Origin of the sequence: Paenibacillus sp. KS-LC4, from assembly GCF_036894955.1 — a bacterium.
In the GTDB taxonomy this organism is placed as follows: Bacteria; Bacillota; Bacilli; order Paenibacillales; family Paenibacillaceae; genus Pristimantibacillus.
Genome location: NZ_CP145905.1, coordinates 3,086,847 through 3,109,401, shown reverse-complemented (window position 1 = coordinate 3,109,401; position 22,555 = coordinate 3,086,847). Strand labels below are relative to the sequence as shown.

At 46.2% G+C, this 22,555-nt stretch carries 10 protein-coding genes; all 10 read right to left on the bottom strand.

Annotation, left to right across the window (positions count from 1 at the left end):
- Window positions 1–21: 21 nt before the first annotated feature.
- Window positions 22–1,539: a carboxylesterase family protein gene (locus tag V5J77_RS13140; protein WP_338556451.1), complete on the bottom strand. Its 1,518-nt coding sequence runs from the start codon at window positions 1,537–1,539 to the stop codon at window positions 22–24.
- A gap of 32 nt (window positions 1,540–1,571) precedes the next feature.
- Window positions 1,572–2,471, bottom strand: a complete 900-nt coding sequence (locus V5J77_RS13135) for a carbohydrate ABC transporter permease (RefSeq protein ID WP_338556770.1) — start codon at window positions 2,469–2,471, stop codon at window positions 1,572–1,574.
- Between the two features lie 61 nt (window positions 2,472–2,532).
- Window positions 2,533–3,477 carry an ABC transporter permease subunit gene (locus tag V5J77_RS13130; protein ID WP_338556768.1) on the bottom strand — a complete coding sequence of 315 codons (945 nt, stop codon included), beginning with the start codon at window positions 3,475–3,477 and terminating at the stop codon, window positions 2,533–2,535.
- 118 nt (window positions 3,478–3,595) lie between these two features.
- A complete protein-coding gene (locus V5J77_RS13125) occupies window positions 3,596–5,299 on the bottom strand; it encodes an ABC transporter substrate-binding protein (RefSeq protein WP_338556450.1) in 1,704 nt (567 codons plus the stop codon).
- Between the two features lie 101 nt (window positions 5,300–5,400).
- Entirely contained in the window at window positions 5,401–7,143 is a 1,743-nt protein-coding gene (locus tag V5J77_RS13120; RefSeq protein ID WP_338556448.1) for a sensor histidine kinase, read from the bottom strand.
- A gap of 24 nt (window positions 7,144–7,167) precedes the next feature.
- Window positions 7,168–8,733: a response regulator transcription factor gene (locus V5J77_RS13115; protein WP_338556447.1), complete on the bottom strand. Its 1,566-nt coding sequence runs from the start codon at window positions 8,731–8,733 to the stop codon at window positions 7,168–7,170.
- Window positions 8,734–8,794: 61 nt separating this feature from the next.
- Window positions 8,795–10,279, bottom strand: a complete 1,485-nt coding sequence (locus V5J77_RS13110) for a glycoside hydrolase 43 family protein (protein ID WP_338556765.1) — start codon at window positions 10,277–10,279, stop codon at window positions 8,795–8,797.
- Window positions 10,280–10,665: 386 nt separating this feature from the next.
- Window positions 10,666–18,669, bottom strand: a complete 8,004-nt coding sequence (locus V5J77_RS13105; protein WP_338556445.1) for an endo-1,4-beta-xylanase — start codon at window positions 18,667–18,669, stop codon at window positions 10,666–10,668.
- A gap of 367 nt (window positions 18,670–19,036) precedes the next feature.
- Window positions 19,037–20,656 carry a response regulator gene (locus V5J77_RS13100; RefSeq protein ID WP_338556444.1) on the bottom strand — a complete coding sequence of 540 codons (1,620 nt, stop codon included), beginning with the start codon at window positions 20,654–20,656 and terminating at the stop codon, window positions 19,037–19,039.
- Window positions 20,657–20,808: 152 nt separating this feature from the next.
- Window positions 20,809–22,545: a sensor histidine kinase gene (locus V5J77_RS13095; protein WP_338556442.1), complete on the bottom strand. Its 1,737-nt coding sequence runs from the start codon at window positions 22,543–22,545 to the stop codon at window positions 20,809–20,811.
- Window positions 22,546–22,555: the final 10 nt, after the last annotated feature.

Here is a 22,555-nt window from a genome sequence, read left to right as displayed (position 1 = left end):
AAACCAAAAAATGGATCTTGCTTAATGCCTGAAATATTGCCTGACTAGAAATTGCATAACCTCACTCGGAGGCTCCGCCACAAACTCCGCCTTATCCGCAAATTTCATGCCGTAAGGCGCTTCCGCTGTACACGGTTTCCATGAAGGCATATCCTCACCTGTGGAATCTTTACCATTTGGATCTCCCGTGCTAATGAAATTGGCAAGATAATTGCACATTTGACGGGCAAGATCATAATGCTTGCCCACAAAGGGACGCCAGCATTTGGCCAGAGTCTCAAAGTGAAACCACAGATCCACTGAATGGAACGTTCCCGGATTGTCCCAGCCTGGAATATCAGCATCAAAAGTATAGTAGTACATAGGGACGCCGTTGCCAGAATCACTGTTGGCCTTAACAGAAACACGGGCCGCATATTCAATATGGTTAACGGAAGCTTGACTTATTAGTTCCTCAACATTTTCTGAATGAGCGGCAAAAAGCTTAAGGTATTCCTCCGCTTCCTCGCCGAACATTTCAACAGCCATCGCTCTGAATTCATCCACGCTGCTGACAGCAGGTACGCTGAGAAATTCAGATGCCGTATTTCCTAGCATAATCGGAACCTTATGGAACTGCCCCTTCAGAAGCAGGTCATAAGGATTGCCATTACAATACTGATGGTCCACAACGGTACCCCATAAACCGCCAAACTCCAGCATTTTATCACGAATATATACGGCATCCAGTTTACGAGCCTCTTCCAAAGTAGACACCCCAATGAATTCAAAGAAGGAAGCTCCGTCCTCCTCAGCCGCCTTAAGAGAGCGCTTCCTTGGCGGCATTGGGTTGTTTGGGTAGAGCGGGGTAAAGACACCGCTCATAATGACGACCCGCTGGAACAGTCCCTCATTTTGCGGGGAGGTCAGCTGGCTCAGCACACTTCCGCCGCCAGCTGACTGTCCCCCTATTGTGATTTGATTAGGATCTCCGCCAAAAGCAGCAATGTTTCGTTTCACCCACTGCGTACCTGCCTGCTGATCAAGATGTCCAAAATTCGCCGGAGCATCGGGCGACTCAGCAGTAATTTCAGGATGGCTTAGAAAGCCAAAGGCATTCAAGCGGTAATTCACGGTCACGACGACAATCCCTCTACGGGCAATACGTTCGCCGTCAAACTCCATTTCGGCCGTATGTCCGACCTGGAATCCTCCACCGAAATACCATACAAAAACGGGCAGCAACTCATCGGTCTGTTTGGCAGGTGTCCACACATTAAGGTAAAGGCAGTCTTCATTCATCGGCAGGTTAGGATCAACAGCCCATTCCCGAGAATAAATATTATTGATATCAATAACGGTCGGTGCTTGCATGGACATAGGAGCAAAATCATACGCCTTCCATTTCCCATCCCAGTTTTGTACAGGCTGAGGAGCACGCCAGCGGTTCTCTCCAACAGGCGGGGCCGCAAACGGAATTCCCTTGAAGCTGGTAATACGCGGATCAGCCGCGGGCAAACCTTGAACGATCCCATTTTCAACATGCACTTCTCTTAACATGCATTCGCCCCTCTCTGAATATAAGCTCGAATTTACCCTTTTACTCCGCCTACCATCATGCCTTTAACAAAATATTTCTGCAGGAACGGATACACCATAATAATCGGCACCGAGGCAACAATCGTCATCGTAGCACGAACTGCCATAGGCGTAACCATATTTTGCTGTCCTCCAGTTGCCCCTTGAATCATGCCATCCATGCTGGATGTTCCAGTGGTTGTATTGGAGTTCTGTAAAATTTTCTGCAATTCATATTGCAAGGTGCTTAAATTGCTGTCGGATGAATTATAAAGAAATACATCAAACCACATATTCCATTGGTATACCCCTGAAAATAAAGCTACCGTTGCAAGCACGGGCACCGTTAACGGCAAAATAATACTGAAGAAGGTTCTGTAATCTCCTGCACCATCAATTTTTGCCGACTCAAGTATGCTTTCAGGAAGATTCTCGATAAAGGAACGGATAATAATCAGGTTGAACACGCCAATAACGCCCGGAAGAATATACACCCAGAAGCTGCCCACCAGCCCCAAATCTCTCATTAAGAGATAATTTGGAATTAATCCTCCGTTAAAATACATGGTCATAATGAAGGCCACAGTGATGAATTTGCGCAGCACATATTCCTGTCTGCTAAGCGTAAAAGCCACCATCGCTGAGCAGAAGACTGTGACGACGGTTCCTATGACTGTGCGCAGGACTGATATGAAAGTCGCATGAAAAATGGTCGCCTCTCTTAAAATGTAGCTATAGTTAGCGAGTGTCCACTCTCTTGGCAGCAGGTATATTCCGCCTTTTATTGAATCCTGTGCGCTGTTGAGAGAAACCGCAAGTACATTCAAAAATGGGTAGAGAGTAATGATCATCAAAAAAATCATAAAGCTGTAGTTGCAAATGACGAACAAGCGGTCACCGAAGGAAGTGTTCATTTGATGCTTGTTCCGTTTATTCTTTTTGACAGCTACGGTTTCCATTCGTGCTCCTCCTTTTCTAATACAGCCTGGCTTCGCCCATACGTTTCGCAGCGTTATTCGCTATGAACAAGAGAATGAAGCTGACCACGGTCTTGAACATGCCTGCTGCAATGGAAAGGGAGAAATTACTTTGGGCAATCCCGTATTTCAATACGAAAATATCAATGTTTTCGGAATAGTCCACATTCATGCCATTGCCTAGCAAATACTGAGGCTCGAATCCCGACTCCAGCAAATATCCAATATTCATAATAAGCAGGATGATTACAACCGACTTAATACCAGGCAGCGTAATATAGATCATCTTTTTGAAACGGTTCGCACCATCAATCTCTGCAGCCTCATATTGCGTAGGATCTATTGTTGTCATCGCCGCCAAATACACAATCGTATTCCAGCCTATGTCTTTCCAGATAGAGCTGGCTCCGAATATGGTCCAGAAATACTCAGGAATGCCTAAAAACAATATTTCACTGCCGCGATCAATAAAACCTAATCCCACTAACAGCTGGTTGATCGTTCCATCCGGCGACAAGGTCGTTTGGATAATACTCGCGGCCACCACCCAAGATATAAAGTGGGGTAAATAGCTGACCGTCTGAACGACACGTTTAAAGGCGATATTTCGTACCTCATTAAGCAGCAAGGCAAGTGTAATGGCTGTAACGAAGCCAAAAATCAGATTAATCGAGCTCATAGCCAGCGTATTTCGTAAAACCCTGAGAAACCGGTCATCTCCGAACAAAAATTTAAAATGCTCGAACCCAATCCATGACTGCTCTAGAAATTTTTTAGCCGGCTTATAATCCTGGAATGCAATGGTCCAGCCCCATAGCGGTAAATATTTAAATATAATGAGCCATATTAAAAAGGGAACGGACATGATGGCAAGGGCACGCTGTTGAAACAGCCTCTTAAAGAAAACACTGATTCGGCTATGTTGTTTGTTTGCCTTTGACATCGTCAATACCGTATTTTTGTCCACCTTCATTCTCTCCTTCCAAAGCCATACGGATAAAGCAAACATTCATAAAAGGCCAGCCTCAACCGATGCAGTCTGGCCTTTCTCATAAATACGATTACTGGTTCGCCATCTCAACCTTCAGCTTCACTTGCTCCGTTGTCCATTTTTCATAGCCAGCCGTGTCTAGCTTGCTGAACTCCTTCATATACTCCTCCCAGATCGCATCAAACTTATCGGGAGCAGCCATTACCATTTTCGGGAAGTACTTCTTCGTCATTTCATCCTTGTTTGCTTCCCATAGCTGCTCCGGTGAATTTTGCTCCTTGGCAAAGCCCCAAGCAGGGAAGTACGGACGGCTAACTGGCTCAGCATACAGCTGGCTATAGGTTTGGACACCATATTTGTCCAGAATGAGTTTATCCTTCTCCGTCAGTGTCATTTGGAAAACCTCTGGCTGGCTGGCAACATTTCGAGCATTGCCATCAGCAAGTGTAGAGGTAGCATTATACATTGGCCAGTTCCAGCTGTAATATTTGAAGCCAAAGCTTTCTCTGAACGGCTCATCAATTTTGTCAATTTGCTCTTGCGTACGATAGAAGCGGCCCTCTTCATTTACTTCATAGGTTTCGCCCTTGATTCCCCATGACAATAGCGTCTGATTTTCTTCCGTCAGCATATTGTCAAAGTACTGAATGATTCGAACCGGATCCTTGGCGCTAACCGTAATCCCGATTCCGCGGTTGGTTACTAATCCGCCTGGAGGATCGAGATAAGCATCCGGCGTATTTTCATCATAGGTAATCGGCAGCGGGAAGTAATTATATCCGTCCAGCGAAGGATCTTTTCTTGCCGCATCCTTCAAGACATTAAGCGCATTATCTACCTGCCAACGATAATCGAAAAAGCCGAGTACCTTATGGGAGGTCAATTTAGCGATATATTGGTCGTAGTTGTCAACAAAGGAGGCTTTGTCAAAAAGTCCATTTGCATTAAGCGTATTTAATTGTTTCAGCCACTTCTTCGTGGCGTCTGAGCCTGCATATGTTTTGGCTTCCCACGTGTTGGTATCTACCATAACGTTGCCGTCATTCGGATAGCCCATAAGATGCATAGGCGGATTGGAGGTAGCAAAAAATCTCCAGTCATGTGTAAGCGACACTAATCCTGTTAGATTTTCGTCCTTATGCTTATCTCGGTAATTTGTAATGAGCTCGACATATTGATCCAACGTTTTAATCTTAGGATATCCAGCTTCCTCAAGTACACGACGCTGCACCCAGAAGGCTGCTCCGGCTTCCGGCTCAGGAATAAAATCATTCACTTGAGCGGCAATAGGGAGAAAATAAATTTTCCCATCTTTAGATTTCATTTGATTCAGTGATTTTCCATAAACCCGCTTGATATTCGGACCGTATTGCTCAATGAGATCATCGAGCGGAATAAAGGCACCTGCATTCAGCACTTCTTCTATTGCTGCATCCGGGATTAGCACATCTGGATAATCGTTAGCAGCAATCATCGTACCAATCTTTGTATTTAAATCGCCAACTACAAACTCCAGCTTAAAATTTACACCAGTTTGATCCTCTAGGAGCTTACCGAGCGTCGTTTGATTGGTGTTACCATCCTTAGATCCGGCTACCCCGTTGAAAATTGTAAAGGTTACTTTATCCTGCTTGGCCTCGGCAGTCGCACTACCACTCGGCTCCGCCGTTCCTGTACTCCCCTTGGTATTATTGTTGCCAGAGCAAGCTGTAATCATAGATAACGATAAAACGGCTGTTAAGCAGAGAAGCCACATTCTTCTGGTTTTGCTCATTGCTTTTACTCCCCCTTTATATGAATGGTGTCCTGCTCCTATAGTATAAAAGCGTTTTCATTCCATCGTTACCCATTAAACTATGGTTTATTCTTTGAAAACTATGGATTCGATGGAATTTTCAGAACGATGCGTGTCCCTTCATCAGGCCCGCTGTGTACTTCAAATACCATTCGGTCGCCATAAAGCATTTTTCCCCTGTAGATGACATTCTGTATCCCAATCCGGTCACCAATAATATCCTCCGACTTGAGGTAATCATACAGCCTGCTGACCTGTTCCTCGTTCATGCCAATTCCATTGTCCTTGACCGAAAAAACGACAAAATCCTCCTCAATTCCAATCCGTATGTCAATTCCTCCGCCTTTTTTCAGCGGTTCAATCCCATGAATACTGGCATTCTCCACGAAGGGAAGAAATACCATCTTCGGGACTACACAAGCACGGGCTGCTGGCTCTACATCAATGTGGTATTGCAGCTTGTCTTCAAAACGGTATTTCTGTATATCTAAAAAGCACATTATAAAACCCAATTCCTCCTCCACCGTTACCCATTCCTTGTTCCAGGTTAAAGAGCTGCGAAAAATCATCGCCATACTTTGAATCATTTTGGCTGTTTCCTTCTCATGCTTAAGCAAACTCCGCATCCGTATCGTTTCCAGCGCATTGAACAGAAAATGGGGGTTAATCTGACTTTGGAGCGCATTCAGCTGCGCCTTGCGCCGTTCCAGCTCAAGTGATTTTTTCTGAATGGCTGTAATATACACATCGTTGATTAATGTCTTAATCTGCATAATCATATTGTTGAATTCGAGCGTCAGTTGACCGATTTCATCACGAGCTTCCCCATACATAATCACTTGGAAATTTTGTGTTTTTACTTTCTTCATATGCTTCAGGATTTCGATTATCCGTACGTTAATAGACCTCGTAATAAATAATATAATGACAGTAGGAAAAATCATCATTACGCAACCAGACCAAAGAATGAAATAGCGGGACTTCAGCTCCTCCTTAATAATCTCATGCTCATTAATAGTTCCCACAATTCTCCAGTCGCGCAAATAACTGATGCTGCCATATCCCTTTTCAAATTGAATGAGATTATCTGCATTTAAGGAGCTGTACAGATGCTTCGTATTAGCCTTCCAGTCAATCGCCGGATTGGTTGTGTATTCTATTCGGTCTCCTGGACCTAGCAGGTACATGTCTCCCTTCACATTCAAATTAGAAAAAATTTCTGTGAGATCAATCGTCTTGAAGTCAATTTTTATCAGCTTTTCCTTATCCATTCGATCCGCGAAATAATCCATTTTCCGCAGCAGCGAAAAAGATTGAAACTGGCCCTGCGCGTCTTCGATGCGAGCAAATACAGGATGTGGTGACGCAGCCTTCAGCCAAAGCTTATACCAGGCTTCTTCACGAACCTCATCGGATAATATTCCGATATTTCCAGAATTCAAAAGCGTGGGATTGTCTACATATATCGTTTTGTTTTGTAGAGAAGAAGAGAAAGGGGAGTAATTGTTCAAAATGGATCTTAAATAGAGATCATAGGCCTCTACGTAGTCTTCCGTATACGTAAAATTCATGTTTAACACTTCATTGGTTTTGTAATCCGCATAAAAAAAGGAAGACAGCCCTACACCTTGGTCGACCATTAACTGGAATTCATTTTTAATTTGCTCCACGGCACGGTCAATATCATTGATCCTTTGTTCTTTTACATTCTCGGTAATAATATTATAAAAAATCGCATTTGTCAGAATGATAGGAGCAATGACACCAAGAAAATATACCAGAAACATTTTGTTCCGCAGCCGGATATTATTCAGTAGATTCATGGATTTTCCTTCCCCCTCCTCGCTTTAGCGCTTGCCGATTCGACTTCTGTATTCCGTGGGGGTCATCTGTCCCAGCTTTTCAAATTGAGTTACGAAATAATCAGCATTTTTAAAGCCCACCTGTTCAGCAATTTCATAAATCCGCAAGTCGGTCTGTCTTAGAAGCTTCTTGGCCTCAGTAATGCGCAGCTGGAGCAAGTAGTCGTTGAAATACATTCCATAGTTCTTCTTGAATATTTGTCCGAGATAGGCAGAATTCATAAAAAATTGATTGGCAATACTCTTCAAATTAAGATTTTCATGAAAATTTTTATCTACATAGCACTTAATTTTATAAAGCCCACCACTGCCATAGCTTTGATAGAGACTTTGAATCAACCCGGCAGCCTCCAGCGCAAAGGTTTCAAATAATGATCGTAGCTCGCTAAATGTGATGTTATGATCCTGCCAGTTCATAATCGGCACAAGGCTTGCCAGTCGCTTTTCATCGCCTTCCATACTTCTGACCGTATTTAGCACACTGTGGACACATTGAATAGTGGCCGCCTTTATAGCTTCCTGTGATACAACCTTCTCTGCAAACTCCGTAAACATTCGGTCGATAACTAAAACAAGCTGATGCTCATTGTTCTCTTCAATGGCTTCAATGATTGTCCGATGCACCTCGTCCCTAATATGGACATAATGGAGATCCGTATCGGCAATGTCCCGGTGCAGCAAAATACGCTGGGTATGCCTGAAGTATTTATATTGCACGGTTTCCTTCGCACTGACGTAAGAATGCTTCAACAGCATAAAGGAGCTTACTGTTTTGCCTACATAGGCTTGAATGTCTAATGAGAAGTGATGATCAAGCTGGAGCAGACAATCTGTCATGAAGCTCCGGACATCTCCATTATGCCCTCTTAAATAAAGATCAGGTATAATAAACCCAAAGGAGCGGCGATGCTCGTACACAATCGGAGTTTCCGAACAAATCTGCTGAACCGATTGCTGAATTGCCTTTTTGAGTTCTGCCTTAGGAGGCATGAGCCTGTCTCCCCAAGGAAACACATTATTGATTTCCAGCAAGACGTACATAAATTCCTTCGCTCCCATCTCCGCCCAATGCTTTTCCCAAGCCTCAAGAGCATTGTCCTTAGCTTCACCGCGGATGAGCATCTCAATCAGTTTCTCTCCCTCATGTGTATGAAGTCTCTCTCTTAGCTGTTTCTGTGCAGAAAACTTGTCACGATATTTATAAAGCGCTTTCACGATTTCATTCTCATTAATCGGCTTGAGCACATAATCCAGCACCCCATATCGAACCGCCTGCTGGGCGTAACGGAAGTCATTATAACCGCTGATAATAATGAATTCGGTTTCAAGCTGAGCCTCTGTTACGGCTTGAATTAGTCCGATTCCGTCCAGGCTCGGCATACGAATATCCGTAATGACAAGATGCGGCTTTAGCTTGCAGATCAGGTCCAGAGCGTCTTCTCCGTTATCTGCCTCTCCTATCACCTCGAAACCGCTGTTTTCCCAATCAATCATTTCAATTAATCCCTTGCGGACAAATAATTCATCGTCGACAATAATGATTCCATACATAAAATCTCACTCCCATACTTAAATTCATTTCAAACACTTTCTGCATTCATCACCATTCGGCCTAATTTTGTCTATTAAAATGAAAATAATCAAAATCGGCATAACCGCCGGACTGAAGGGTCGCATAGTTAAATAAGCCAATTCTGTATCCCATAAAATGATCCAGCGTGTATTTCATTTGCAGCGTCTGGCCAATCGGCTTCCACGCTATCCCATCTTCAGAATAATAGAAGCTTGCTTGATCGAGGCTGTCCTTAAAATTAAAATCAACTTTTAAATAAACCTTTTCACCCGTGAACACAACGCTTTCCACCGTATCCTCTTGTCCGTCACCGCTGTTAATACACATAACAATACGGAACTGTCCTTGCTCACCGGCTGCAATCCCAACAGTACCAAAACCATTTTGCAGCGCCACCATTCCGGCCCGGTCGCCGGGCTGCATGCCGGAAATCTCCAGCACGGTCTCCACACTGCACGCCGGTCCCTCCGTTCGCTGCGTCAGCGTATTGCGAGCCTGCAAAATGCCCTCTGCGATTTGGCCGGTTTTGAGCCGCAAATAGCTAGGCCGCTCCGTAACAGACCAAAGGCTGTTCTCAGGATTATGGTTCCACTGCCAGTTCAGGGCAAGCCTGTCCGTTGTATAGTCAAATTCATCACTGATAACAAGCGGCTTCGGTTCCACAACGGGAAGCTTCGTCATAACTACATGAGCGGCTGTACCGTTATCCCCGATTACAGGCCAGTCGTTCTCCCACCTCATGGGAAGCACGCAGGGAACCCGACCTACCGCATCACGATCCTGGAACAGTACTGCATACCATTCGTGATCCGGCGTATCGACAATTCCCCCTTGTGCTAAACCGTTATTATAATAGCCCATGTCATCATCCAGAATGATCTTTCGCTCATAGGGACCTAGAAGCTCACGCGAACGGTAACCTATTTGACGTCTGCGCTTATTTCCGGTTTTTGGCCATTCAATAAAAAACAAGTAATAATAGCCGTTCAGCTTATACGCATGGCAGCCTTCGATCCGCAAACCTATGTCCGTCCGTTCTCCTTCGAGCAGCAGTTGATCGACTCCACCCGGCTTCATAGCCGTAAGATCTTCCGTAAGCTCTTTAATACGAATATCGCCATTGCCGTAGATGATATAATTGCGGCCATCGTCATCGAGCAGAAATCCCGGGTCATGGTAAAGATTTGGTATCACCGAACGCTCCCATATTCCATGTTCAATATCAGTTGTACGGTAAATGTAAAGCCGGTTCATGTCATTGGATGAAAAACAAACGTAAAATACCCCCTCCTTGTAACGAAGGGATGCAGCCCACGAGCCTTTGCCATATATATCTTCTCCGTTCAGCAGCCGATGGGCATCGTTATCCTCCAAGGTATCGTATACATAATTTACAATTTCCCAATCTTTCAAGTTGACTGATTTCATAATCGGGCAGCCTGGCATCGCATGCATACTGGTGCTAATCATATAGAACTCGGAACCAACCCGAATGACGTCAACATCCGGAACATCTGACCACATGATAGGATTAGTTATAATGGCATTCACTGATAAAACCTCCTAAGGATATATTTCTCTACTGGATAAACGGCAACCCTTCAAGCTTGCCGATAGGCAACGCTTTCGCTCATTTTCCGTCGGGATGATTGAAACCGATCTTATTCACTACTCATTTCTCCCCTATCTGTATGACTCTCTCCTATTCTAAGTTAAAGCTCACAAAAAAATAAACAAATAAATGTAAAACACTAACCTAAACATTCATTTTTCTAACTATTTCCAAGCTGCCACATTCCGCAACATTCCAGAAATACTCTTCTCCCGAAGCTAGAAAACAAAAGAGAAGGAAGCCTCAGCAGCCCCCTTCTCTCTTGTTTCGTATTATTGGGAAGACTTGCGCTTCCAGCTTACTCTCTGTAAATTCTGTAAATGATTACTGCCGCTTCCGCTCGCGTAGCTGTTCCAGTTGGATGGAGGGATTTTCCATCTCCTTGAATAATTCCTTCCTTGACCAGGGCTGCTATACTGTCGATGGCGTAATTGGCAACCTTTGTTCCATCGGTATAGCGGCTTAAATCTCCAGTGCTGCCGCTGGCAGTTAACCTATTCACCGCCTTTAACGCTCTGGCTGCCATAACCATCATATCCTGCCTTGAGATTTCCCCCTTCGGATTAAAGTTGTTTCCGTCCAGTCCTTGGATAATTTCCAGCTTCTTAGCAATACTGAGGGCTCCATAGTAGTATGCTCCTTCGCTTACATCTGCAAAATGGGTATCAGCTTGTGCATCAAGGCCCAGAGCCCGCACCAGCAGCAATACAAAATCGGCTCTCGTCATGTTTTTCTCCGGACTAAAGGTCGTTTCGGAGGTTCCTTTAATAATGCCCTTTGCATACAGCGCATCAATCGCTTCAGAAGCCCAGTTGTATTTGCTGCCCATATCTTTAAAATGACTTGCCGGCACTTGTGTCGGCGTAGGTGTTACAGTAGGCGTAGGTATAGGTGTCGGAGTTGCTGCTGGTGTCGGCACTGCCGGCCCCCCGCTATTGCTAAGCGTAGTTACACGGGTGCTTGGACCGTTCATACTCCAATTTCCTGCCGCATCACCTGCCTGCACCGAGAACGCATACCCTGTGCCCGCCGCAAGTCCGGTCACCTCGTACCTATGCGCCGTTCCTGGCAGCGTCGCGATCTCCTCCTGTCCGCGGTAAATCTTATAAGCCGTGACTGCTATATCATCTGTAGCCCCTGCCCATGTCAAGGCAAGTCCGGACGCCGTTATTTGAGAGGCTTCAAGCTTGCTTCCCTCAGACCATGACGGCAGGGTAGTATCAGAAGCGTGCAAGGTGGTTGCTGTAACAGATGGTCCGTCGGTACTCCAATTCCCTCCTGTATCTCCGGCCTCAACCTTAAACGTATATTGCGTATTCGGCGTTAATCCCGTTACTTGATGACTGTATACAGACCCGGTTACGGATGGCGTATATACGGCATCTGTAACCGTAATGGACTTGTTATCCACTCCATTTGTGATCCGATAACCAGCAACACCGCTATCATCCGCTGCCGTCGCCGACCATGTCAAGGTCAGCCCCTCACTCGTAATATTGGAGGCTTTGAGCATACTTCCTTCTGCCCAAAACGGTGGCGTGGTGTCTGAAGTCGGCAGTGTAGTCACCGAAACGGAAGGTCCATCTGTGCTCCAGCTGCCAGCAGCATCTCCTGCTTCCACCTTAAAGGTATATTGCGTATTTGGCATCAATCCGGACAACTGATGATGATGTCCATCTACCTTCACCGTTTCACTAGATTCACCAACCGTTACGGTAACAGGTACTTCATCGACACCGTTGTAGATTCGGTAACCGATGACTCCCAGATTATCCGCAGCTGCCGGCCAAGACAAGGTGACTCCGGTGGAGGTTACATCATTAGCTTCCAGCTTGCTGCCTCCTGCCCAAGTCGGCGGAGCCTGATCTCCTTTGCCGATAAGGGTGAGGCTGCCGAACACCTCAGTCGACTTTGAGGCTCTGCCCAGCAAATCATTCCAGGTCGCCACGCCGACCAGATTCGCTCCCGTTGCATCGTTTACTTGTGCATCGAACCGAATTTGTGTCCCGTTTACCGGGGTGATCGTTTTGAACGGAATTTTCATCTCCACCGTATATTCCGTTCCAGCTGTTACTGCCGCCGATTTAAATCCGGGAGAAACGGCTGGTGTCGAATTACTGAGAAACTTGAAGGACTGATCACCGGCAAAATTGACCCGGTATTGTCCATCATCTTCTCGGTATGGCCAGGCATTGATGCGATCCTCGTCCACATAGGCTTCGACTGAGTCCTGCTTAGTTTTATCCGTGTTGTCTTTGCTTAGCTGCGTATCCTTCACCTGAAACAGCACATACAGGTTTTCATCGTCCCACAGTGTTTTGGCTGTTCCAGATGTGGCGGACGATATCATGAGATGGTTGTCGATTTGGATCTCGGCGGCATCCTTCCAGATGTCATCAATGGTTCCATCAATGTCCGGCGTACCATACAGCGCAGTAGAGCTCTTGGTTTCGGGTGCGCTGTAGAGCGGATGCTCGGCCAAATATTTTTCCGGATTAATAATGGCATAATATGCTGGCTTCGGTGCCAGAGAACTAACGAAAGGCAGTGGATTTTGGCTGGCTCTCCAACTGGAGCTGTCCGTATAGCCCCAAATGGTGACACGTGCAATTTTATCGGCATGCTTCTTATAAATCTGGAACAATTGGGCATAGAGATTAGCCTGCTTCTCCGCCCACTCAGCAGAAAGGGATGCATTCATTCCAGCAAGAACATCCAGTTCGCTTATGGAGATTTCAACACCTAGGGAAGCATATTTGACAATTGCCGCTTCCACATTGGCAGGCTTAGTTCGCATGTCGTAATGCGATTGCAGTCCAATTCCGTCAACCAGCAGCTCTCCGGGATGAGTCAGCGCATAACGATCATTCATTTCTTTCACCATGTCATAGATGGCATCTCGCTTCTCTGGAAACTCGTCATTGAAATCATTGTAATACAGCTTGATATCGTTCCATTCCGGGTGTTTAATCAGCACTTCCCTTGCCGCAATAAATGCTTGCTCCACAAAGTCAGGACCTACGGAGTAGTACCAAGGGGACTGCCGGAGCGCGTCCTTCCAGTCAGCAACAGCTGGCGGCCCATCCTGCATGGCTTCATTGACGACATCCCACGAGATAACCTTATCCCCAAAGTGTTCCATTACCGTTTGGATGTGGGTTCTCATATTCGCGAGTGCCTCATCGCGGCTGAGATAGATCGGGTTGCCTGCCTGATCCTTACGTGCATTGCCCGCTGCATCCACTTGCTGTGTAAACCATGCCGGAGTCTGACTGTGCCATACCAGTACATGTCCGTGTACTTTCATTCCCATAGCCTGAGACTTTGCTGTCATTTCATCAGATCTCGCAAATGTAAAGGTACCCTTGTTTCTCTGCAACGCATCCGGCTTCATCTCATTGCCAAAGGTCACACTGTTAAAATGATAGTTAAAGAAGGCATTTTGTCCGTTGCCCGGGGTAATGTCATTATTGCCCGGTACATTTCCAAGCAGGAAGTCACTCTTATAGACATCTTTAAGAGGTACAATATTTTGCAGCGCTGTATCTTCAAAGCTGAAATCATCAATATAATACGATGCCGCAGCACTGTTAGGGCTTTCTACATATAGAGTGACATCATTGTGCAAATAACGGTAGGTGCCTTCCAGCTTGACCCACCCTCCATTTTTACTGACGTTCTGAGTTGACAGACTAATGTAATAAGGAGTTGGGGCATTAACCAGTGCTGTAAGCTTCAATTGAGCACTTGCCGGGTCAATCAGCTTCACCCATACAGTAGCTTTGTACTCATTGCCGATTTTGACAGCGTCCTTCAAATGAACGGACGGGCCGTCCGAATTGGCGGTTCTGCCAGTTACTTTGAGGGAATACGCTCCTCCTTCAGTATGGTTGGCCTCGTTGGTAGCCGTAAGCATCACGCTAGCACTACCCTTTGGCTGAAAGCCTTGCACCGTTTGATCCTCAAAATCCCTTGTAGCTTTCATACCGGCCACAATGGTAAGCGGGTTAATTGATACGCTTGCGCTACCTTTCGTTATAATGAGCGTAAAGCCACCGTTCTGATAAAAAAGTGCTGTGGTCACTCCAAGCGCCTTCAGCTCTTCCTTGTTATTGAGGTATTCTTGTGCTTTGAGCTTCAGCGCAGCTGCGTCATCACCAGCAGCATTGGGAACCGTAAGCTGGTTGCCGATTAGCGCGGCTGCTTTTTCTACAGCAAGTTGATCCTCACTCCGTTCGCCGGATTCCCCTAATGTTTTCATTAGTGTCACGCTCGAGAAGGTCACTTTGAAGTCGGTCGCGGCACTGACATTAGTTCCATACAATTGAACCTTTGCATCCTTGAAAAATTCCGGGGTATAAGTTGACGGACTGCCCATTGTCGTCCAGGTGGTGCCGCTATTCGTCGAAAAATACCCTTGTACGACATTTCCTTCCTTTACCATTCGCAGAAAATAGTTTGTACCGCTCAAATTGGTCTGATTGGTATTGTTGGTAAATGGGGTATTGCCTGTTTTGCCTGAATTATTCACTTTGATATTGGTGCTTACCTTGCGCGCATTTATTCTATAAAACTCACCGCTAGATGTCCGGCTGATGCCAAACCCAACTTGGGAGTTCTCCCCCATTGAAGAATCATTAAGCGGCTTATCTACGGTAAGCTTCGCCGTCAGCGTCCAGTTGCCTTCAGCTGAACCCGGAAATTGCAGCATATTATGGCTGTTGGGATAATCCGTATCGCCCTTCAACGTCTTGATCGTCGCACCCTCAGCGCTATAGCTTAATGCGTTTTGCGGCTCCGCCGGATTTATGACATCCCAATCTACTGGAAGACCATTGGAAAAATCTATCATTTCATTCGTACTGAAGGAGATTTTATATGACTTAACGTTTTCGCCTTTAATAAACCGGACAACTGCGGTTCCTTGTGTACTGGCCGCCTGCGAAATGCTAATGATTTCAGCAGGATCATTAGAAACTGCCGTCACTTTCGGTATGACACTGCCGGACACCGTATAGGCGTAATCATGTCTGGCAGCCTCAAAATTAGCTGGCTGAATCCCGTCTATAAAAATACTGTATGAAGCGACAAGCTCAGGAGTCAGCGACAGCTGATCGGCATACAGGATGTTGGCATCCTTTGCATACACCGCTAAAATCACTTTCGCAGTACCTGCCGGTTCATCATAAGTAAACGGCCGATTAGGCGTCTCATGCCAGTCTGCAACCAACACGTCAACCGGCTGGAAAGAGCTTAGAGTGAGCGGCCCGCCTTCAAGGATGCGCCCAATAAACTTGCCGTTGCTCCAATAAGCGGGATCACCAGCCTCACGCGCTACATATGGTTCAGGCATATCGCGGCCATTAACCTCGGTCAAACCTAGCTGATTACCGTTCTTGTCGTAATATACAAGTGCAACTTCCACGTCACCCGGATTTTCCGCTGCGACATCATAGCTCTCAGGCCGACTCATCATAGAGAGGAAATAGCCCTTAAAGTTGTAGCTCTCGCCCTTGTTCAGTTTTCCGGTAACATCCTGCCACATCCCGTCATATTGCTGCGCGGAATCCATGCGGCTCGATATTTTCCCAGCACCGGCAACCCGCGAGGTCGCGCTGTTTTTAAGGTAACGGGAAAGGCCCGAGTAGCTCTGAATGGTATCCGCAGTTAACACAGGTCCATTCACAACCGTTTCAAAGCTTCCATTATTGTAACGTCCTGTGGACCAATTATCGGTATTGGAGGACGTTGCGGTATCAAAATCTCCATTTAACAATAGGTTCCCTGGTATGGATACTGTCGAGTTATTAGCGGCAACACTCCAGTCGGAATCATTGGCTCCGAACAAGAAACGGTCAATAGTAATCGCACCATTAGATCCGCTTGCTTCGGCAGCAATATACAGATCCTTATGGCCATAGGCGCTAAGATCGCCCGTATCGACCATCGACTGGAATTTACTGTATGCGTCATTGGCTGGCACTGAAATTTCAGCTACACGCGTACCTTTGGACAGAACATCTGCATTGCTGCTAACAGCGGTTCCTACCGGAAGTACATAAGCGGTAAGCTTTCCTCCTTGAGCTGACTTTGCCTGGGCCGTCAGATAGAGCAGGTGTCTGCGAACAACACCGCCGTTGGCGGAGCCATCTGCGAAGTTCAGGTTTTTATAGGCCAAATAATCACCGTCTCCGAGCGTCACTGCCTCGCCTGTGCGGCCGGCATTTCCTGTGCTGTCGCCAGATACGCCGTTATCATTTCCCTCCGCCTCAAGAGTGGAAAATATGTCGCGTTCACCGTCAAGACCCTTATAGGTGGCAAAAGTACCCTCAGACGGAACGATCGTGACGATGCTTGCGGACGGGATGTCGATAACGAGCTTGCCGTTCGTTACGGGAATCGTTCCCAGCCTCTTCTGATTTTCGCTACCTGAAGTACGAAATACGGTTACACTTTCAGTGCCTGCCGGGAAGTCCTTCAGGCTGAATTCAAGCGGCTGGATGCTGTCATCATTTTTGGCATTGGAAACTGTGATTGAGTAATCATTGGTAAGCTGGTTCTTGAACCCAATAACATTAATATCCGCTGCGGGAACACGTGTAACCTCAAAACGAACATCGCCGGGATTCATAAACCGGGAGAAATGTCCGTAGCCGTAGAAGCGCTTGAATATACGATATTCGCCAGTTAACGTACTGATACGTCCCGGCTCCTGTTGAGAATTGGTAGTGGCGAAGCGTATGAGGTCAGAGCCGTCCACTCCGTTACTATCCCACATGCTCCACCAGACGAAGCCGTTAAAGCCGGGGGTGCTGGTGAACATATTGGTCATTAGATTAGACCAGCGCACAGCATCATTAATATTCTGATTGCCGTACCGCTGCGTATATGCCCCGGCTGATCCATCTGCGGTATCCTGATTCATAAACTCAGCCTGCCACAGCTTATACTTGGTCAGGTATTCGGGATACTTGCTCCCATCCTTTGTATAATCCAAAGGGCTTTGCGAAAAGTCTCCTGTATGATACAGTTTGCTTTCATCCGTCCCTATGCCGACCGTACCATACAAATGGGTGGTAAACAGGTCGAGATACGGATTTTTGTCCAATGCATTGTCAGGGTCGGTTTGAGAGAACACTTCGCCGCCTCTGCTAAGTGAGGCGCTGAGATTGGTTCCGTCCACGGCAGCAAGCTGAGGAATAAAGTCAATAAGCTTTCCGTCCGGGTTTTGAATATCATAAAGGGCTCCGCCTGGCTGCATCGATTTTTTCAAGGTAGGACCGATATAACCATTAATTAGCTCTGTTACATAAGAAGCTGTTCCGCCTGCAAGATCAACCTCGTTAAAGGGATTGATGTGCGTGATCGGAATTCCCCATTGCTCCCACATTCCCCGAATATACTGAACGAGATAATCTGCATAAGCCTGATAGTAAATTTTTACCTGTTTACCGTTTATGGTAGCCGTGTCGCCACGTACGATTTTGCTCGGTGAATTGGTCGAGGATTGGCTCATCCAGTAAGGTACGGTCCACGTACAAGCGTAAAATTGCTTGACGCCGTACTGCATCGCCTGACGCATAGTCCAGACCTGATCGAAATCGAACAGCTCTTTACGGGTACGAGGGGAGCTTTTAATGACAACAGGATTTTCCCCTGGTGCGCTAAGGAGATTGGTCGGTCCTCCATCATCATTGCCAATTGGCTGATTCCATGACGGATAATCCCAGACGAAATCTTGCACCGGTACTAGCGTGCCTGGAGCATGTTCAGGCTCAACAGGCCAGATGCTGTCGGTATTGCCGTCTGCATAGCGGTTTTCAGCTTCTATTTTATAACCATACTGACCCGCCGAGCCCCTCATGGGAATGGCATTTCCTTCTATATCGAAACCAGGGTTGCTGACATCTGCGAGCAAGCCTGTTAGAGGATTGAACCCCGGGCTGGCTGCGGTGGCGCCTGTAGTGGCGAGGCCTCCGTTATCACCAATGATGACCCGGACAATGTCGTGGCCCGTGCCCTCTTTTTCGCTGAAGGTCAGATCCAGCAGATGCCTGACGGTGTCCTGATGACCAGCCGTAGCGAGCTGCATCATATGAATGGAATCTGTGTACGCATATGCGGCACCAACCCCATCCATTGTCTGATAGGTCTTGTGCCAATCAGCGGTTACCCGTGCTGGAGCGACAGCTGCCGGAGCTGCCTGAATAGGGGTGGAAAATGGCACTGGAGTCACAACAGACAGCAGAAGTGCGCTAGCTATTGAAACCGCAAGTGTCTTTCTCCGGATTTTTTTAATCATTATACGTATTCCTCCCTTTTATCATATAGCTTGTTGTAAAATAATCGTGCGCCTTTGATCTACAGAGTACTCTTGGTCAATCAGCACGTTTGGCAGTAAAGTGTGAAGGTCCCCCTTTCCTATCACCATCGCTGTATGCGCTTACATTTTTGTCTGGTTATAGCTTACCAATTCAAAATTGAAATTTGTAGGAGAACGATGCACGAATCATTTTAAAAAAACACTAGAATGATTTGTTTTTCTATTAAAAGAACACTTCTACGGTATTGCCGAATTTACTTTCACAAACAGCAAAAAGCTCTGTTGCAGAGAGTAGGCTGTTCACTCCCATCTCTACAACAGAGCTTAGCTATTGTAAATGCAATGATTAGTTTTTTATGAGCTCTGTAGGATTCATACCGGTTATTTTTTTGAACAGTGTGCTGAAATAGGGAATGTTCTTATACCCGACCCGCTCCGCCACTTCATACACCAGCATATTCCGCTCCATAAGCAGCTCGCGCGCCTTCTCGATTCGAACTCGGGTCAGGTAATTGTTAAAGGTTTCTCCGGTCATATTTTTAAAAATAATAGACAGGTGGTTCCGTGAAATGTATACCTTATCCGACAGCTCGGCAAGTGTCAACTCTTCTGCGTAGTGCTCATGAATATAACTGGTCATGAACTCGACAACCTGCCGGTGCTTGCTGCTTCCCTTCCATTGTCTGCTGCTGCATATTTTGGTGATTTTGTCTATTAACCAGCTTTCCAACTGGTCCGGCACGATTAGGCTATTGATTTCCTTGGCAATCTGGTCATTGGTGAACAAATCATCGAGTACCAAGCCGGATTCATACAGCGAGTAGGTTATAATTCCCCACAGCTCACTCCCAAGCATTTGTACGTAGCCCTGCGAAATCCCCTCTTGATTTTTCATTTCCATTATATATTCCAGCACAAGCTGATGGGCCTCCGCTTCCTGCGATGCCTTCATGGCTGCGGCCAGCTTATACGAGAATTTGACTGGAAAGAGGGCGACATTTCCCGGCTCGCTGCTGCTGTTCTCCTGGTATGTATACACTTCATGTGAGGAGACGGCACGCAATGTCCTTTGATCCATCGCGCGGAAAGCTTCCTCTGTTGAGTCTGAGAGGGTAGTCCATGAATGCTTCACTCCCCCGATTCCTATACGAGTAAACAGCTTTAGATAACTGCCAATACTGTCAATCAGCCTAATACCCAGCTCTTGCAGCTTGTGCTCTAGCTGTTCGAGATCCCCTGAATCCGGGTGAATAATGAGTAATGCTCGGGTGCTGTGCAGCTCTGCATATTCCAAATTAGAGAACAGCTTACGAGCTACTTCACAAGCAATATTGCTGACTGCAAACCGAAACAGGTTCCAATCAGAGACGGATAGGCATCCCGCTCGTTCATCCCTAATCAGCTCGATGCCTACTGTGACATGCTTACAACTTTGCCAAAAAAGATACGACGGCGGAAGACGCATGCTATCTCTATAGGCAGGGTCAAGGGTACCTATAGCTGCGGAGCGGACCCACTCCTTTTCAACAAAGGGCTCATACAGCAACATTTTAGACTCAAGCTCCCATTGCCTGTTTAGCCTCTCCTCCTCCTCCTCAAGCTCCTGTATAACATTACTCAACATTGATTTTAACGTGGGTAGACTGATTGGCTTGGATACATATTCGGTCACGTTAAACCTTAAGGCTTGTCTCGCATGCTCAAAATCCGAGTACCCGCTGAGAATAATAATTTTTCCTTTAAAGCCTTCCTTTCTAAGCTGCTCTATCATATCCAGCCCACTCATCACAGGCATATAAAGATCAGTGATTACAATGTCCGGCATGGTTCGGCGGATTACCTCCAGACCATCGTCTCCGTTCATTGCCTCTCCAGCCCACTCTGCTCCCAGCTCATCCCAAGGAATCGCCCGTTTCATCCCACTCAGAACTTGCCGCTCATCATCAATGATTGCGATTTTCCACATGACGCTTACCTCCTAAACCCCTAAGCTCCTAATCTCATAATCTCCCAATCTCATAATCTCCCAATCTCATAATTTCCTAAGCTCCTTAAGTACGAAAACCGGCCAGTCGTTCACGCTCCATAAGAAAACGCTTACTATAATCGTATCGAAAATCAATCATTTTTGCTTGGAGGCTCTGTCAGCAACGGGAGCGTGATTTCCACTCTTGTTCCGCCTTCTTCACGTTCTCCAAGAACGATTCCATAGCTCCCACCGAAATATCCGTCAATTCTCTCTCTCACATTGCGTATACCGTAGCCTCCTGTATGACGGTTATGCGGCCTGTCTTCAGACTGCTTTAGTCCCGAGCCGTTATCATCAATGACAATGCGCACAGCACTGCCAATGATCTCCATTACGATTGACACATAGCCGCTTCTCTGTTTGTTGAAGCCATGAACGATAGAATTTTCCACGAACGGCTGCAAGGTTAGCTTTGGAATATAAAACGTCTGAAGCTCAGGAGAAGCCTCAATCTTATATTCCAGTCCTTCTCCCCAGCGCAGCTGCTGAATTTCCAAATAACAATTTATATGCAGCAGTTCATCAGCTATAGGGATAAAGCTGTTCCCGTTGGACAGACCGATCCGAAACATACGACCCATCAGCTCCAAAATACGACTAAGTTCATTTTGCTCGGCCTCAATCGCCATCCAGTTCAGTTGATCCAGCATATTATAAAGGAAATGCGGATTAATATTGGCTTGAAGTGCCTCGATTTCGGCTTTCCGCTGCTGCTCGTAACGGCGCTCCAAAGAGAGATACAGTTGTTCAATCCTCTCATTCTGCTTTCGGTAACCAGCGAACAAATAACCGAATTCATTCTCATAATCTACCGGAAGCTCTACATTGTCGCCTCCTACGGAGTACACTCGCATCGCAGTTACGAGCCTTTTGATCGGCTTAGTAAACTGTCTGCTTAAAAAGTGGGTAAAAAGCACAACCAACAAAACTGCTGCAAGACCAATCAAGCCGATCCATTCTGCCAGCTTCAGGCTGCTTGCCGTAATTTGCTTCCAGGATGTAAATTCAATAAGCGTCCAGATGGAATTATCCATTCTGGAATAGACGAGCAGTGTATCATTCGAGCCATCTTGAGCCGGAATATGGACATAACCGGACTTATTACTTTTCACATCAATCCACCTAGACCAATCGCTCTGATCCAGCGCATCACCTATTTTCATAATTTGCTGACCTTCGCTATCCGCCATGATTCTGTTCGATCCATCCGAATTGCCTGTCAACAGCTTTCGTATTTCATTGGCTTTAATGTGGACGACTAGAACTCCCAAATAGTCATCCTCAAAAACTATTTTTCTGAAAAAGCTAAGTACAGGAATTTCGCCTTGCGTACTGGGGAACATATACTCCTTGGACCAGCAATAATCGCTTTTCGCCAAACATTCGGCTATTCCCTCTTTATCCAAATCCATAAAATTTCGAAACTGAATATAGTTTTGCCGTTCACTTAGGATGGGATTATCCATATACAGGTCAATGCCTTGGATTAGAGGAATCGCATAAGTCAAATTTGCAAGAGCGCTCTCCACCTCAGCACGTCTGCGGTATCTCTCAAATTCGTCTTGTCTGTTCCGAAGATATTTGGTCAGCTCGCTATCGCGGGAACTGGACAGTGATATCTGTTCGATCATGACCAGCTTGGTGTTAATTTCATTATTCAATTCATCAAGCAGCTGTTGCTGGTAGTGGGAGGTGGTCTGTACGAGCGCCTTGGAAGAATTACTGTAGCTTGTCCATGCAGTAACACCGATGACTGCAATAAGCACAATGGCGAAGCTATGAAAAAACAGCCGGTCAATTCTATATTTTTTAAAAGGATTGAACAAATGCTCAACC